The following is a 14,777-nucleotide window of genomic DNA, read 5'->3' as shown; positions in this document are numbered from 1 at the left end:
TCCAGCGGGAAGTCGGTAGGGAATCAGGGTTCGGAGTCGGCATTGTAGACGAGCCGGCCGCCGCGATGCGTCAGCCAAAACAAACGCCGCCGTGGCGAACCAGGGCGGCGTTGCAGCCTTGCTCAAGCGATCAGGACAGCTTATTCGCTCGGCGGCACGTAACCGGCGGCGGCATCAGCGCCTTCGCCGAAGAAGTGCTTCTCCATCTGCGCGGCCAGATACTTGCGGGCGCGGGCGTCGGCCAGCATCAGGCGGTTTTCGTTGACCAGCATGGTCTGGTGCTTGAGCCAGGCGGCCCAGGCTTCCTTGGAGACGCTTTCATAAATGCGCTTGCCCAGCTCGCCCGGATAGGGCGGGAAGTCCAGGCCTTCGGCTTCCTTGTTCAGTTTGATGCAATGGACCATGCGTGCCATGTCGATTCCTTGGTTCGTTAAGTTGAAATGCCTGGGACGGGCGGGCCAGCGATGGGGGTCAGCGGTTGAGCCTGCTCACGTCCTGACGGAAAAATGATTAATACAAATTCTTGATCAATACCTGCGACTTGCGCTGCCAGTTGTAGATCTGCTGGCGATCTTGCGGCAGGTCGTTGACACCGGCCAGCACGAAGCCGCGCTTCAGGAACCAGTGCGAGGTACGGGTGGTGAGCACGAAGAGCTTGGTCAGCCCGGCTTCGCGGGCACGGGTTTCGATGTGCTTCAGGATACGGTCGCCGTCGCCCTGGCCCTGCACTTCCGGGTTGACGGTGAGGCAGGCCATCTCGCCCATGCGTTCCTTGGGGAAGGGATACAGCGCAGCACAGCCGAAGATGACATTGTCGTGCTCGATCACGGAGAAGTAATGGATTTCCCGTTCGATCAGTTCGCGGCCGCGCTTGACCAGGGTGCCATCGGCTTCCAGCGGTTCGATCAGCTTCAGGATGCCGCCGACGTCCTCGATGGTGGCCTGGCGCAGGCTTTCCAGGTTCTCGTAGGTGACCATGGTGCCCACGCCATCGTGGGTGAACAGTTCCAGCAAGGCCGAGCCATCGGTGGAGAAGGGCACGATGTGGGCGCGCGAGACGCCGGCGTTACAGGCCTTGACCACGCTGGCCAGATAGAAGGCCGCATCCGAAGGCAGGAAGCCGGCCGACAGCACGGCCTCAGCCTGGTGAGAAGACAGCTCGCGGATTTCAGCGCCGCCGGCATCCTTCATCAGCGGGGTTTCAGACAGGAAGATCAGTTTTTCGGCGCGCAGCGCGATGGCGGCGGACACGGCCACGTCTTCCATGGTCAGGTTGAAGGCTTCGCCGGTGGGCGAGAAACCCAGCGGCGAGAGCAGCACGATGCCGCCTGCATTCATGATGGGCTGGATGACGTCGGCGGCGATCTTGCGCACCACGCCGGTCAGTTGCAGGTCCACGCCATCAATCACGCCCATCGGGCGGGCGGTGACGAAGTTGCCGGAGATCACGCGGATGGCCGAATGCGCCATGGGGGTATTGGGCAGGCCCTGGCTGAAGGCGGCCTCGATGTCCAGGCGTAGTTCGCCTGCGGCTTCCTTGGCGCACTCGAGGGCGGCGCTGTCGGTCACGCGCAAGCCGTTCTGGAAGCGCGCCTCGACATTGCGCAGGGCCAGCTGTTCGGCCACCTGCGGGCGCGAGCCATGCACCACCACCACGCGGATGCCCAGCGCGTGCAGCAGCGAGAGATCCTGGGCCAGCACCTGCAAGCCGCCGGCCGTGACCAGCTCACCCGGGAAGGCGACCACGAAGGTCTTGCCGCGGAAGGCGTGGACATAGGGCGCGACGGAACGCAGCCAGTTGACGAATTCGGTCTGTTTTTCCATGACGCGCATTATAACCAGCGTCGCGGCGGCCCGTAGGCTTGCGGACCGCATCGGGGCAGATTTATTGCGCGGATGTTGCAAAGCGGAGCCAACCGGCCCGCAAGCCGCCCCCAAACCTGCACCATCGGCCGTCCAGCCGCACGCAGCCTGACCGGGCGGGCGGTGGCAGGTATAATGTCGGCCTCATGTCCGTTACCAAAGCACCCAACACTCCTCCCGGCGGCCAGGCGCAGCAGAACCCGCAACAAGATCGTCCGCGCGGCCCGCGCGAGCAGCGAGGTCCGCGTCGCACCGCCGCCGAGCCTGCCGTCCATGCCGCGCCGCCCGTGCGCAATCCGCTGCCGCCGGTCACTTTCCCCGAAGAGCTGCCGGTCTCCGGCCGCCGCCACGAGATCGCCGAGGCCCTGCGGGCCCATCAGGTCATCATCGTCAGCGGCGAGACCGGTTCCGGCAAGACCACCCAGCTGCCCAAGATCTGCCTGGAGCTGGGCCGTGGCGAGAAGGGCCTGATCGGCCACACCCAGCCGCGCCGTATCGCCGCCTCCTCCACCGCCAAGCGCATCGCCCAGGAACTCAATTCGCCGCCGGGCGAGCTGGTCGGCTACAAGGTCCGCTTCAACGACACGCTGTCCAAGGGCGCGTGGATCAAGCTGATGACCGACGGCATCCTGCTGGCCGAGACGCAGACCGATCCGCTGCTGCGCCAGTACGACACCATCATCATCGACGAGGCGCATGAACGCAGCCTCAACATCGATTTCCTGCTGGGCTACCTGAAGCAGTTGCTGCCCAAGCGCCCCGACCTGAAGATCATCATCACCTCGGCCACCATCGATGCCGACCGCTTCGCCCGCCATTTCGGCCGCGAGCTCAAGGGCGAGCTCGTGCCGGCCCCGGTGATCGAGGTCTCGGGCCGCCTGTATCCGGTGGAGATCCGCTATCGCCCCATCGACAATGCCGACCGCAGCGGCGTATCGACCGAAGTGGCACAGGCCCGCGCACGCGCCGAAGGCCGCGCCAGCCAGGCCCAGAAGGACCGCGAACAGCGCGACCTGATGGATGCCGTGGTCGATGCCGTGGACGAACTGGCGCGCATCGGTTCCGGTGACGTGCTGGTGTTCCTGCCGGGCGAGCGCGAGATTCGCGATGCTGCCGAGGCGCTGCGCAGGCATCATCCGCCGCATGTGGAGATCCTGCCGCTGTTTGCGCGGCTCTCTGCCCAGGAGCAGGAGCGCGTCTTCAAGACCAGCAATGCCCGCCGCATCGTGCTGGCGACCAATGTGGCCGAAACTTCACTGACCGTGCCGGGCATCCGCTATGTGGTCGATGCCGGTCTGGCCCGTGTGAAGCGTTACAGCTACCGCAACAAGGTCGAGCAGTTGCAGATCGAACCGGTGGCGCAGTCGGCCGCGAACCAGCGAGCCGGCCGTTGCGGCCGGGTGGCGGCGGGTGTGTGCATTCGCCTGTATGACGAGCAGGATTTCCTGCAGCGCCCCAAGTTCACCGATCCCGAGATCCTGCGCTCTTCGCTGGCCTCGGTCATCCTGCGCATGAAGTCGCTGCATCTGACCGATGTGGAGAGCTTCCCCTTCATCGAACCGCCGCTGGGCCGCGCCATTGCCGACGGCTACCAGCTCCTGCAGGAACTGGGTGCGGTGGAAGAGCAGGGCGGCGTCAATCGCCTGACGGCGCTGGGCAAGCAGCTGGCCCGCCTGCCGCTGGACCCGCGCGTGGGCCGCATGATCCTGGCCGGCCGCGACAATGCCTGCCTGACCGAATTGCTCATCATCGCCGCAGCGGTCTCGGTGCAGGACCCGCGCGACCGGCCCATGGATGCGCAGAATGCCGCCGACAACGCCCACAAGAAATTCGCCGACGAGAAGTCGGAATTTGCCAGCTATCTCAAGATCTGGAAGTGGTTCGAAGAGGCCATCGCGCACAAGAAATCGAATCGCCAGTTGCAGGAACATTGCCGCGAGAATTTCCTCTCGCAATTGCGCCTGCGTGAATGGCGCGATGTCCATTCGCAGCTGCTGACCATCGTCAAGGAACAAGGCTGGCGCCTCAACGAAGCCCCGGCCACCTACGATCAACTGCACCTGGCCCTGCTGACCGGCTTGCTGGGCAACGTCGGTTTCAAGAGCGAAGACGATGCGCAATACCTGGGCGCGCGCGGCATCAAGTTCAACATCTGGCCCGGTGCGCACCTGACCAAGAAGCCCGGCCGCTGGGTGATGGCGGCCGAGCTGGTCGATACCGCGCGCCTGTATGCGCGCTGCGTGGCCAACATCCAGCCCGAGTGGCTGGAAAAACTCGGCGGCCATCTGCTCAAGAAATCCTGGGGCGAGCCGCGCTGGGAAAAGCGTGCCGCCCAGGTCACCGCCTCCGAGCGCGCCACGCTCTATGGCCTGGTGGTGTACAGCCAGCGCCGCATCAACTACGGCAAGATCAACCCGGCCGAAGCGCGCGAGATCTTCATCCGCGATGCGCTGGTCGGTGGCGACTTCGAGACGCGCGCGCCGTTCTTTGCGCACAACCAGAAGCTGGTGCGCGAGATCGAGAACCTGGAACACAAATCGCGCCGCCTCGATGTGCTGGTGGATGATGAACTGATCATCGGTTTCTACGACAAGCTGATCCCGCACGACATCTGCAACGGGGTCGATTTCGAGAAGTGGCACAAGGAGGCGACTGCCGCCGATCCCAAGCTGCTGTACCTGAACCGTGACGACCTGATGCGTCATGAAGCTGCGGGCGTGACCACCGAGCTTTTCCCCAAGACCATGAACGTGGCCGGCATCGCCATGGCCTTGAGCTATCACTTCGAGCCCGGTGCGGCGCGCGATGGCGTGACCCTCACCGTGCCTCTGTATGCGCTCAACCAGGTCTCCTCGGACCGCTGTGACTGGCTGGTGCCGGGCATGTTGAAGGAGAAGGTGCACCTGCTGCTCAAATCCCTGCCGCAGAAGCTGCGCCGCCATTGCGTGCCGCTGCCCGATTACGCTGCGCGTTTCTGCGAGCGCATGGAAGAGCGCAAGATCTTCGGCCGGGGCAACCTGATCGACGCCATCATTGCCGACATCCGCGAGCAGATCACGATTCTGGTCAAGCCCAGCGACTTCAAGCAGGAGACGCTGTCGGCGCACCATGCGATGAACTTCAAGATCGTCGACGAGCATGGACGCCAGCTGGAGATGGGCCGCAATCTCGCTGCCCTGCAGGCCGAATTCGGCGGGCAGGCGCGCCAGCAGTTCCAGAAGCTGGCCGAGCAGGTGGCCATTGCCCCGCGCGAGGATGAGGACAGTGCCGCACCCGCGCCCGCTGCTGCACCCGGCAAGCCCGTTCCGAGCGCAGCCCCGGCGGCCCCCGCCTCAGTGGGCGAGTACAGCAATCTCACCAGCTGGAGTTTCGGTGAATTGCCGGAGCTGCTGGAGATCACGCGTGGCAGCGGCAAGCAGGCACAGACGCTGATCGGGTTCCCCGCGCTGGTGGATCGCAAGACGCATTGCGATCTGGAAGTTTTCGATGATCCGGCCGAGGCGGCGCGTTTCCATTACGCTGGCCTGCGTCGGCTGTTTGCCTTGCAGATGAAGGAGCAGCTGAAGTATCTGGAGAAGAACATTCCGGGCCTGCAGCAGATGGGCATGCAATTCATGGCGCTGGGTTCGCAGGAAGAGTTGCGTGAGCAGATCCTCAATGCCGGACTGGAACGGGCTTTCCTGCAGGACCCGCTGCCGCGCAACGCGGACGAATTCAACCGCCGCCGTGATGAAGGCAAGGCGCGGCTGGGTTTGCTGGTCAACGAGATTGCGCGCCTGTGCGGCCAGGTGCTGGCGGAGTACCACGCGCTGCCCAAGAAGCTGCAGGGTATCAAGGCCCATGCGGCTGCGGCGGCTGATATGCAGGCGCAGTTGTCGCAACTGGTGGGCAAGCGTTTCGTGGCGGAAACGGACTACGGAAATCTCAGCCACTATCCGCGCTACCTCAAGGCCATCAACGTCCGGCTGGACAAGCTGCGCGCCGATCCGGCCCGCGATACGCGGCTGCTGGCAGAGTGGAATTCGGTGGCCTTGCCCTACCAGCGCGCCCTGAAGGACCGCGCCGGCCGGGTCGATCCCAAGATGACCGAGTTCCGCTGGATGCTGGAGGAACTGCGCGTGTCGCTTTATGCGCAGGAACTGAAGACGCCGATGCCGGTGTCGGTGAAGCGGTTGCAGAAGGTGTGGGAGAGCATGCAGCGGTGAGGATGAGCCAGACGGAGGCTTGCTCTTCGTCCTGGCGGATGTTGTGCGAAAGAAGAAAGTGCAGAAGTGATGTGAGCCAAAATGCCGCTGGTACCCGCAACACTCTCGCTGGCGAAGCAGTGTCAACACAGCGTCACACCAGAAACTTGCATCGGCCCTTCAGTCCATCACCGCTCCATCAACCCGCTCAGCAACGCATCCAACTCCGCATCCCAACCCGGCGACATGATCCGCCGCAGCCTCCGCACCCCATCCCGCTCCTGCATCAGCGCGATATGCCAAGGCTGCGGACTGGTCCATCCAGCCTCCGCATTGCCCAGCCACGGTATCAGCGCGGCGCGCAGGCGTTCATCCTGACAGGGCTGACGCTCCCCGAGGCTGTCAATGAAAACGACACAAGCCACCATATCCCAGGGATGGCGCGCACAGAGCGATAGCGCCGCCGTCTGATGTCCATGCTCACGCAGCATGGTGGCGATATCCTCAAAGCGGATGTAGGCGCCATCCCGGCACAGCTGCACCGCCAGCTTGCGCACTGAGCCCGCCGCGTCCAGCAGAGCCCGCAAGGCCACGGCATCGCGTTCCTGCGGCAACACTCTGGCCCACAGGAACAAGGCCTGTCGCCGCACCCGTTCGCGCGCATCGTCCGCATGGTGGCGCAACAAATTCTCCACATCCGGCTGCCGCCACTGCACCAGCAGCGCCAGTGCGGCGCACAGCGGACGCGCGGCCAGTTGTCCACCCTGGATGGCCTGATGCACGTGGCCCTTCACATCCTCTCCCAACGCTGCCAGTTGCGCTGCCGCCGTCTGCCGGATGCGCGGCATCGGATCGAACAGCAGCGTCAGCAGCGTTTCCCGGGGCAACGGCGCAGGCGCATGGTCGACCGAGAACTGGCGCACCTGTCCGAACGGCGAGCGCAGGCCCAACGGTGTATGCGCACGACGACGCTCGTCATCGAGCCGGGGCAGGGCGAGCAGCGCCCGGTGCGCCTGCATCAGATCGCGCGAGCCCAAGCCGAAGGCCACCAGTTCGTCCAGTCGTTGCGGCAGGTAATCCATTGCCAGCGCATACGCTGCGCGCCGCAGGGGCGCATCGCGTGACGTCAGCGCAGACTTCAGCCAATCCGAACTGTCTTCCGCATCAAGCCCTAGCACGAATGCGGCGATCCACGCGCGGTCCGAGCGCTGCCCGCGTGCCGCGCCATGCAACGCGGCCAGGGCGGGGACGAAATCGGCCGCAGGATGCGTGCTGCGGTAATGCGCCAGTGCCTGCTGCGCTGCCTGCCGTACCGGAGCGCTCCAATCGTTGAGGCGAGCCGCCAGCAGCGGCAGGTAGCGCGTGTCATTCAACACCATCGCGCGTTCGATGCCGGCTTGGCGCAGATAGCCCGAATGCTGCGTGATGCACTCGCAGACCAGTTCCGGCTTCTCCATGGCGGCGACTCTGGGCAAGGCGCGGCGCAATGAAATGTCTCCGTGGCCCGGCAGGTAAACACGCGGCCCCCAGTCGGCAGGCTCGCCACCGTCGGCGTGCGGGAGGTGGTCCCGGCTGCCTTCGCCGGTCGGGCCGGGAATGGGGCGGGTCCATGCCTTGAGCAAACGCGCAATCAGGAAGAACATATTGTTTCCTTTTGGAAATATCGGTTCATTGTCGCCGATATCCCACAAGATGGGAACCTTCGATTTGCAGGCTGCTCAAAAGTGCGCCTGGTGCCGTTCGCCGGAACGGTACGGCATGGACCCCAACAACCAGAAAGAGAGCGCCATGCAAGCCGAATCCTCCCCTGCCGTCACCCCCCTCGAAGAAGCCCTGCGCCGGGCCCACGAAGACCCGGAAGCGCGTCCCGCCTTCTATCGCATGCTGCTGGAGTCCACCGTGTTCGTGCGCGGCAACCTGCCGCCCGACGGCAACCGCGAGCAGGTCCAGATCATGCGCTGGCCCGGCGAAGACGGCGAGATGATGCTGCCCATGTTCAGTTCCATGGAGGAAATCGGGCAAGCCTTCGAGGAAGGCGCTTCCTGTCTGGGCATGACGGTGCGCGAGCTCTTCCGCATGTGTGGCGATGGCCGGACGATTTTCATCCTCTATCCTGACAGCCCCCTCCCCAAGTACTTCGTCCCCGGCGAAGTGGCCCATGTGCTGCAGCAAGACAACGGCGGCGTGCCGCCCTCGCGCGACATGGGCGGTGCCAATGTGCAGCTGGGTGTGCCGGATCAGCCGCCGCAGGCGATGCTGGACGCGCTGTCGGCGTTCTTCACCCGCCACGACAAGGTCAAGGCCGCCTATCTCGCTCTCATGCACAACCCTGGTCACGATCCACAGCCCACCTTGGTGATAGGCGTCGATCTTCCCGCCAGCCACATGGAACACCTGATGCGCGAGATCACGCCCGTGATCGCCGAGCACGGACCGGCCAATGCACCGGTGGACATGCTGCGCGTGGAGGCCGGCAACAGCATCGCCGACTTCATGCTGACCGAGACCAAGCCCTTCTATGAACGCCGCCAACCCGAACGCGTGGGCTTCTTCAAGTCCCTGTTCGGCGGAGGACGCTAGTCCGGGCAACCGGCCTGCCGGGCAAGAGCGGCAGGCCCGGGCGTGCCAGGATGGCCCGCGATGGCCCAACTTGGGCCGGTTTTCGCGTAAAATGCCGGATTCTTTGAATACGTTGAATACCATGGCCATCAAGTCAGACAAGTGGATCCGCCGCATGGCGGAGCAGGAAGGAATGATCGAACCCTACGAGCCCGGGCAGGTACGCCTGGCGGCTGACGGGAGCAAGATCGTTTCCTACGGCACCTCGTCCTATGGCTACGATATCCGCTGCGCCAACGAATTCAAGATCTTCACCAACATCAATTCCACCATCGTCGATCCCAAGAACTTCGACGAAAAATCCTTCGTGGATTTCAAGGGCGATGTCTGCATCATCCCCCCCAACTCCTTCGCCCTGGCGCGTACCGTCGAATACTTCCGCATCCCGCGCAGCGTCCTGACCATCTGCCTGGGCAAGTCCACCTACGCGCGCTGCGGCATCATCGTCAACGTCACGCCCTTCGAACCGGAATGGGAAGGCTACGTGACCCTGGAGTTCTCCAATACCACGCCGCTGCCGGCCAAGATCTATGCCGGTGAAGGCTGCGCCCAGGTGCTCTTCTTCGAAAGCGATGAAGTCTGCGAGACCTCCTACAAGGATCGCGGCGGCAAGTACCAGGGACAGCATGGCGTGACCTTGCCCAAGACCTGAAAACGATATAAACCATATCGGCAGTACAAAAAAATGGCTTCCTGCGGGAAGCCATTTTTGTATCGATCAACGGATTGCCATATCTCGGCAATATGCCTGCGGACATCAGCGCCGCTTGCGTCCCGCACTCAGTTTCAGCGCCTCTTCCCGCATCAGCCGTGCCGCGCTGCTGATGCTGCCGGTGCGGTAAGCGAGGTGCAGCGGTGCTTTCAGCTCGGCTGCGCCGGTCAATTTGAGGTACACCACCCCCTCCGCATTGACCCGCGTCATCGACGCCGGGATGACGGCCACCCCTACGCCCGCCGCCACCAGCGAGAGCGTGGAGAGATTCTTGCGCGCCTCCTGGATCACCTGTGGCGAGAAGCCCGCCGCATGGCAGGCCGCGATGATGGTGTCGTACAGGCCGGGGCCGTTGGGCCGGCGCGTCATGATGAAGGACTCCTCGGCCAGCGCGTGCAGGGCGATGCTCTTGCGCTTGCCTTGCTCGGCCAGCGGATGGTCGATCGGCAACGCGGCCACCATCTCTTCCACCAGCATGGTCTCGATGGTCAGGCCGCCGGAATCCCCCACGGGAGAACGCACGAAGGCCAGGTCCAGGCGCTTGGCGCGCAGCGCTTCGATCAGTTCATTCGTATTGCTTTCTTCCACCGTCATCGCCACGTCCGGCGCATCGGCGCGGAAGGCGCGAATGACCGAATGCACGAAGGGATGCAGCGAGGCCGATTCGGTGAAGCCCACGGCGATGCGTCCCATCTTGCCCTGGGCAATGCGGCGCACGCTGGCTACCGTCGTATCGAGTTGTGCCAGCAGGGCGCGGGCATCGTTGAACAGGGCGGTGCCGCTGTCGGTGAGCTCCATGCCGCGCGGCAGGCGGTTGAACAGCGTCACGCCCAGTTCGCGCTCCAGCAGGCGGATCTGCTGCGACAGAGGCGGCTGCTGGATGCCGATGCGCTCGGCGGCCTTGGTCAGGTGGCCCTCTTCAGCCACGGCGATGAAGTAGCGCAACAGGCGCAGGTCGATGGAAGGTGACATATCGGTAGAATATGGATAGGGTGTCTGACATATATTAGACAAAAACCCTCCTCAAGCGTAGCCTTTCATGCATGCGGCAATCACGCCGCGCTTGCATGAGATGATGATGAGCACTCCTGACCTCCTGGCCGAGCAACGGCCTATCCCCACTACCAGGGAATTGTTCCTGGGCTTTCTCGGCCTGGGCATGACTGCCTTCGGCGGCGCGCTGCCGCTGGCACACCGCATGATCGTCGAACGCCGAAAATGGCTGACCGATCCTGAATTCGTCGAGCTGCTGGGGCTGTGCCAGTTCCTGCCCGGGGGCAACATCATCAACCTGTCGGTGGCGCTGGGCATGAAGTTCCGGGGCTGGAAGGGCGCCGTGGCGGGCATCACCGGCTTGATCGCCGTGCCTTCCATGGTGGTGATCCTGCTGGGGATGATCTACCAGCATTTCCAGCATGATCCCAACGTCAAGCATCTGTTCGCCGGACTGGCTGCGGCGGCTGCGGGCCTGCTGATCCAGATGGCCGTCAAGATCGCGCTGCCGCTGCGCAAGAATCTGGTGCTGGCGGCCGTGGCGGTGATCTGCTTCATCGCCATCGCCTTCCTGCGTATCCCCTTGCTGTGGGTGATGCTGGTGATGACACCCATCAGCGTGGTCCTCACTGCACGTTACGGTGATCGCTTTGCTGCCAAGCCGCAGGCTGCGCTGGCGCAGCGTGAGGGCAAGAAGGAGGGCGCGCAATGAGCCAGACCCTGATCGCATTGGCCATCATCTTCACGCAGTTGTCGGTGCTGGCCTTCGGTGGCGGCAATACCATCCTGCCGGAGATGCAGCGCCAGGTAGTGGAAGTGCATCACTGGATGAGCGCCGAGGATTTCAGTGCGCTGTTCGCCCTGGGGCAGGCGGCGCCCGGTCCCAACCTGATGGTGGTCACGCTGGTGGGCTGGCATGTGGCCGGCTTCTGGGGGATGCTGGTGACCAGCCTGGCCAAGTTCGGGCCGTCCTCCCTCATCACCATCATCATGTTGCACGTCTGGGAGAGGTTCAAGGACAAGCCCTGGCGGCGTCACGTGCAGGCCGGCCTGCTGCCGGTCACGGGCGGGCTGGTCGCGGCGTCGGCGCTGCTGATCACGCAGGCGTCGATCACCCACGGATTCCTGGCGGCGATCACGGCGGCCACTGCCATCATCGCGCTCAAGACAAAAATCCATCCGTTGTGGTTGTTGTTTGGCGGGGCGTTGGCGGGATTCTTCTATCTCGGTACTTTCTGACGGCGCCTCTGCCGGAGCGAAAACAAAACAGCCGATGCCCTCGCAGGCATCGGCTGTTTTTTTTTACGTGCAGCGCTGAGACTTACTGCTTGACGCAATCCACGAAGTAATCGCGGCGGCCGTTGACTTCACGCTTGACCAGGCCATGCACGTCGGTTTCGAAGCCCGGGAATTTCTCGTTGAAATCACGCGCAAACTTCAGGTAATCGACGATGGTCTTGTTGAAGATCTCGCCCGGGATCAGCAGGGGGATGCCCGGCGGATAGGGAGTCAGCAGGATCGAGGTGACGCGGCCTTCGAGTTCGTCCAGGGGGACGCGCTCGATCTCGCGGTGTGCCATCTTGGAGAAGGCGTCCGAAGGCTTCATGGCCGGCTGCATGTCCGAGAGATACATCTCGGTGGTCAGGCGGGCCACGTCGTAGGCGCGGTAGGTCTCGTGGATCTGCTGGCACAGGTCGCGCAGGCCCAGGCGCTCGTAGCGCGGGTTGCGCTGCGCGAACTCGGGCAGGATGCGCCAGATCGGCTGGTTCTTGTCGTAGTCGTCCTTGAACTGCTGCAGCGCGGTCACCAGGGTGTTCCAGCGGCCCTTGGTGATGCCGATGGTGAACATGATGAAGAAGGAATACAGGCCGCACTTCTCCACGATCACGCCGTGCTCGGCCAGGTACTTGGTCACGATGGAGGCCGGGATGCCGTTCTCGCCGAACTGGCCGTTCAGGGCCAGGCCCGGGGTGACGATGGTGGCCTTGATCGGGTCCAGCATGTTGAAGCCCGGTGCCAGGTTGCCGAAACCGTGCCAGTCGTCCTCGGCCTTGATGACCCAGTCCTCGCGCTCGCCGATGCCGTCGGCGGCGAAGCTGTTGGGGCCCCAGACCTGGAACCACCATTCATCGCCGAATTCCTGGTCGATCTTCTTCATGGCGCGGCGGAAGTCCAGTGCTTCCAGGATGCTTTCTTCCACCAGCGCCGTGCCGCCCGGCGCTTCCATCATGGCCGCTGCGACGTCACAGGAGGCGATGATGGAGTATTGCGGCGAGGTCGAGGTGTGCATCAGGAAGGCTTCGTTGAAGGCGTCTTCATCGAGCTTCACGGTTTCCGACTCGCGCACCAGGATCTGCGAGGCCTGCGACAGGCCGGCCAGCAGCTTGTGGGTCGACTGGGTCGAGAAGATCAGCGACTTCTTGGCGCGCGGACGGTCCTTGCCGATGGCGTGCATGTCCTTGTAGAAGTCGTGGAAGGTCGCGTGCGGCAGCCAGGCTTCGTCGAAGTGCAGGGTTTCGATCTCGCCGTCGAGCATGTCCTTCAGGGTCTCGACGTTGTAGACCACGCCGTCGTAGGTCGACTGGGTGATGGTCAGGATGCGCGGCTTCTTGTTCTTGGCTTCGCGGGCGAAGGGGTTGGCTTCGATCTTGCGCTGGATGCTTTCCAGGGTGAACTCTTCCAGCGGGATCGGTCCGATGATGCCCAGGTGGTTACGCGTGGGCATCAGGAACACGGGAATCGCGCCGGTCATGATGATGGAGTGCAGGATGGACTTGTGGCAGTTGCGGTCCACGACGACGATGTCGCCCGGTGCCACGGTCGAGTGCCAGACCATCTTGTTGGAGGTCGAGGTACCGTTGGTGACGAAGTAGCAGTGGTCGGCATTGAAGATGCGCGCCGCATTGCGTTCCGAGTTGGCGACCGGGCCGGTGTGGTCCAGCAGCTGGCCCAGTTCTTCCACGGCATTGCAGACGTCGGCGCGCAGCATGCGTTCGCCGAAGAACTGGTGGAACATCTGGCCCACGGGCGACTTCAGGAACGCCACGCCGCCGGAGTGGCCGGGGCAGTGCCAGGAATAGGAACCATCCTGGGCGTAATCGACCAGGGCGCGGAAGAACGGCGGGGCCAGGCCGTCCAGGTAGGACTTGGCTTCGCGGATGATGTGGCGCGCCACGAACTCCGGCGTATCTTCGAACATGTGAATGAAACCGTGCAGTTCGCGCAGCACATCGTTGGGAATGTGGCGCGAGGTGCGGGTTTCACCGTAGAGGTAGATGGGGATGTCGGCGTTCTTGTGACGGATTTCGCTGACAAACGCACGCAGGGCCTTCAGGGCGTGGTCGGTCTCTTCGTCGGAACCGGCACCCATTTCTTCATCGTCGATGGACAGGATGAAGGCCGAGGCGCGCGACTGCTGCTGGGCGAACTGGGCCAGGTCGCCGTAGCTGGTCACGCCCAGCACTTCCATGCCTTCGGCTTCGATGGCGTCGGCCAGGGCGCGGATGCCCAGGCCGGAGGTGTTTTCGGAGCGGAAGTCTTCGTCGATGATGACGATGGGGAATCGGAATTTCATGGATTTCTCCAGGCTTTGCGCGCGTGCGGCCGGACAGGCGCGCGCGCAGGGGGTGAAAAGAAAAGCGCCTGGGCTGGCAGTGCTTGCGCGCCGGAAAAATGAAAGCGGGATTGTCGCAGATATGCGCGCAACGTGCGCGCCAACTGCGCTAAAGAGGTGCGCAGTTTAAGCAAAAAAGGGAAAAAACAACAGCCTCGCGCCGAGGTGGTTCAACGTCTTTCGTATGTCACAAAAGCGTAGTCCAATCCGGAAGTTTCGGACCGGTGGTCCTCACGTGCGGTCTCCTGCCACAGCAGCGGGTCCAGGGTCGGGAAGAAGGCGTCGCAATCAAAAGCCTGGTTGATGCGGGTGATGATGAGCCGGTCCACCAGCGGCAGGGCTTCCGCATAGATCTGCGCACCGCCGATGATGAAGGCCGGTGCACCCTGCGCCAGCGCGGCGGCGTCCTGCAGCGAGGCCGCCGTCTCCACGCCCGCGTGTTGCCACTCGGTATTGCGGGTGATGACGATGTTGCGCCGGTTGGGCAGCGGCCGGCCGATCGATTCAAAGGTCTTGCGGCCCATCAGGATGGCATGCCCCGAGGTGGTGCGCTTGAAATGGGCCAGGTCTTCCGGCAGATGCCAGGGCAGGGTGTTGCGAATGCCGATGCCGTTGTTGAGGTCGGTGGCGACGACGATGGTGAGGGAGCCGGAAGCTGTGGTCATGCGGGAATCTGGGTTCGGACGGAAGGCCTGCAGCCCGGCGCACGGCCGGATGCAAGGGCGACAGAAGCATAATGTTACAGCAGCCATGCTGCGGCACGGAACTTTATGCGCCGCCACCTGCCCTTATA

The 14,777-nt window shown here is 63.6% G+C and carries 11 protein-coding genes; 5 read left to right on the top strand and 6 right to left on the bottom strand.

Features of this window, described 5'->3' with window-relative positions:
• Positions 1-140: 140 nt before the first annotated feature.
• Positions 141-413 (bottom strand): oxidative damage protection protein, encoded by a 273-nt coding sequence (locus E2K99_RS17910; RefSeq protein ID WP_008331210.1) that lies wholly within the window; start codon positions 411-413, stop codon positions 141-143.
• A 97-nt stretch (positions 414-510) separates the two neighbouring features.
• Positions 511-1,824 (bottom strand): amino-acid N-acetyltransferase, encoded by a 1,314-nt coding sequence (gene argA, locus E2K99_RS17905; RefSeq protein WP_199725134.1) that lies wholly within the window; start codon positions 1,822-1,824, stop codon positions 511-513.
• A gap of 185 nt (positions 1,825-2,009) precedes the next feature.
• Here argA and hrpA point away from each other — a divergent pair, with 185 nt between their 5' ends.
• A complete protein-coding gene (gene hrpA / locus E2K99_RS17900) occupies positions 2,010-6,068 on the top strand; it encodes an ATP-dependent RNA helicase HrpA (RefSeq protein ID WP_134223084.1) in 4,059 nt (1,352 codons plus the stop codon).
• Between the two features lie 167 nt (positions 6,069-6,235).
• On the opposite strand, the gene E2K99_RS17895 is transcribed toward hrpA, so the two are convergent.
• Positions 6,236-7,738: a HEAT repeat domain-containing protein gene (locus E2K99_RS17895; protein ID WP_166675079.1), complete on the bottom strand. Its 1,503-nt coding sequence runs from the start codon at positions 7,736-7,738 to the stop codon at positions 6,236-6,238.
• Positions 7,739-7,805: 67 nt separating this feature from the next.
• Between E2K99_RS17895 and E2K99_RS17890 the strand changes: the two genes are divergently transcribed.
• Together E2K99_RS17890 and dcd are read left to right on the top strand one after the other, a co-directional pair.
• Entirely contained in the window at positions 7,806-8,627 is an 822-nt protein-coding gene (locus E2K99_RS17890; RefSeq protein WP_240733747.1) for an enhanced serine sensitivity protein SseB C-terminal domain-containing protein, read from the top strand.
• Positions 8,628-8,748: 121 nt separating this feature from the next.
• On the top strand, positions 8,749-9,318 hold the full coding sequence (dcd, locus tag E2K99_RS17885; RefSeq protein ID WP_039784915.1) for a dCTP deaminase: 570 nt from the start codon (positions 8,749-8,751) through the stop codon (positions 9,316-9,318).
• A 105-nt stretch (positions 9,319-9,423) separates the two neighbouring features.
• Here dcd and E2K99_RS17880 read toward each other — a convergent pair whose 3' ends face one another.
• Positions 9,424-10,350: a LysR family transcriptional regulator gene (locus E2K99_RS17880; RefSeq protein WP_134223082.1), complete on the bottom strand. Its 927-nt coding sequence runs from the start codon at positions 10,348-10,350 to the stop codon at positions 9,424-9,426.
• A gap of 100 nt (positions 10,351-10,450) precedes the next feature.
• Between E2K99_RS17880 and E2K99_RS17875 the strand changes: the two genes are divergently transcribed.
• The gene (locus E2K99_RS17875) at positions 10,451-11,083 is read left to right on the top strand and encodes a chromate transporter (protein WP_134224150.1); all 633 of its coding nucleotides are present in this window, start codon (positions 10,451-10,453) and stop codon (positions 11,081-11,083) included.
• Positions 11,080-11,610 (top strand): chromate transporter, encoded by a 531-nt coding sequence (locus tag E2K99_RS17870; protein WP_088754808.1) that lies wholly within the window; start codon positions 11,080-11,082, stop codon positions 11,608-11,610. Before E2K99_RS17875 ends, E2K99_RS17870 begins: the two co-directional genes overlap by 4 nt.
• An 82-nt stretch (positions 11,611-11,692) precedes the next feature.
• Here the strand turns inward: E2K99_RS17870 and E2K99_RS17865 are convergent, their stop codons facing one another.
• A complete protein-coding gene (locus E2K99_RS17865) occupies positions 11,693-13,945 on the bottom strand; it encodes an arginine/lysine/ornithine decarboxylase (protein WP_121045317.1) in 2,253 nt (750 codons plus the stop codon).
• A gap of 209 nt (positions 13,946-14,154) precedes the next feature.
• Positions 14,155-14,649, bottom strand: a complete 495-nt coding sequence (locus tag E2K99_RS17860) for a dihydrofolate reductase (RefSeq protein ID WP_134223081.1) — start codon at positions 14,647-14,649, stop codon at positions 14,155-14,157.
• Positions 14,650-14,777: the final 128 nt, after the last annotated feature.

It is taken from the genome of Herbaspirillum huttiense (assembly GCF_004367745.1).
In the GTDB taxonomy this organism is placed as follows: Bacteria; Pseudomonadota; Gammaproteobacteria; order Burkholderiales; family Burkholderiaceae_D; genus Herbaspirillum; species Herbaspirillum huttiense.
The sequence above is the reverse complement of the archived record's forward strand: the minus strand, read 5'-3'. Positions and strand labels throughout refer to the sequence as shown.

Bases quoted from the DNA above. Each gene is read 5' to 3' on its own strand.
- E2K99_RS17910 (WP_008331210.1), bottom strand. From the start codon at position 413: ATGGCACGCATGGTCCATTGCATCAAACTGAACAAGGAAGCCGAAGGC.
- argA (WP_199725134.1), bottom strand. From the start codon at position 1,824: ATGGAAAAACAGACCGAATTCGTCAACTGGCTGCGTTCCGTCGCGCCC.
- hrpA (WP_134223084.1), top strand. From the start codon at position 2,010: ATGTCCGTTACCAAAGCACCCAACACTCCTCCCGGCGGCCAGGCGCAG.
- E2K99_RS17890 (WP_240733747.1), top strand. From the start codon at position 7,806: ATGGACCCCAACAACCAGAAAGAGAGCGCCATGCAAGCCGAATCCTCC.
- dcd (WP_039784915.1), top strand. From the start codon at position 8,749: ATGGCCATCAAGTCAGACAAGTGGATCCGCCGCATGGCGGAGCAGGAA.
- E2K99_RS17880 (WP_134223082.1), bottom strand. From the start codon at position 10,350: ATGTCACCTTCCATCGACCTGCGCCTGTTGCGCTACTTCATCGCCGTG.
- E2K99_RS17875 (WP_134224150.1), top strand. From the start codon at position 10,451: ATGATGATGAGCACTCCTGACCTCCTGGCCGAGCAACGGCCTATCCCC.
- E2K99_RS17870 (WP_088754808.1), top strand. From the start codon at position 11,080: ATGAGCCAGACCCTGATCGCATTGGCCATCATCTTCACGCAGTTGTCG.
- E2K99_RS17865 (WP_121045317.1), bottom strand. From the start codon at position 13,945: ATGAAATTCCGATTCCCCATCGTCATCATCGACGAAGACTTCCGCTCC.
- E2K99_RS17860 (WP_134223081.1), bottom strand. From the start codon at position 14,649: ATGACCACAGCTTCCGGCTCCCTCACCATCGTCGTCGCCACCGACCTC.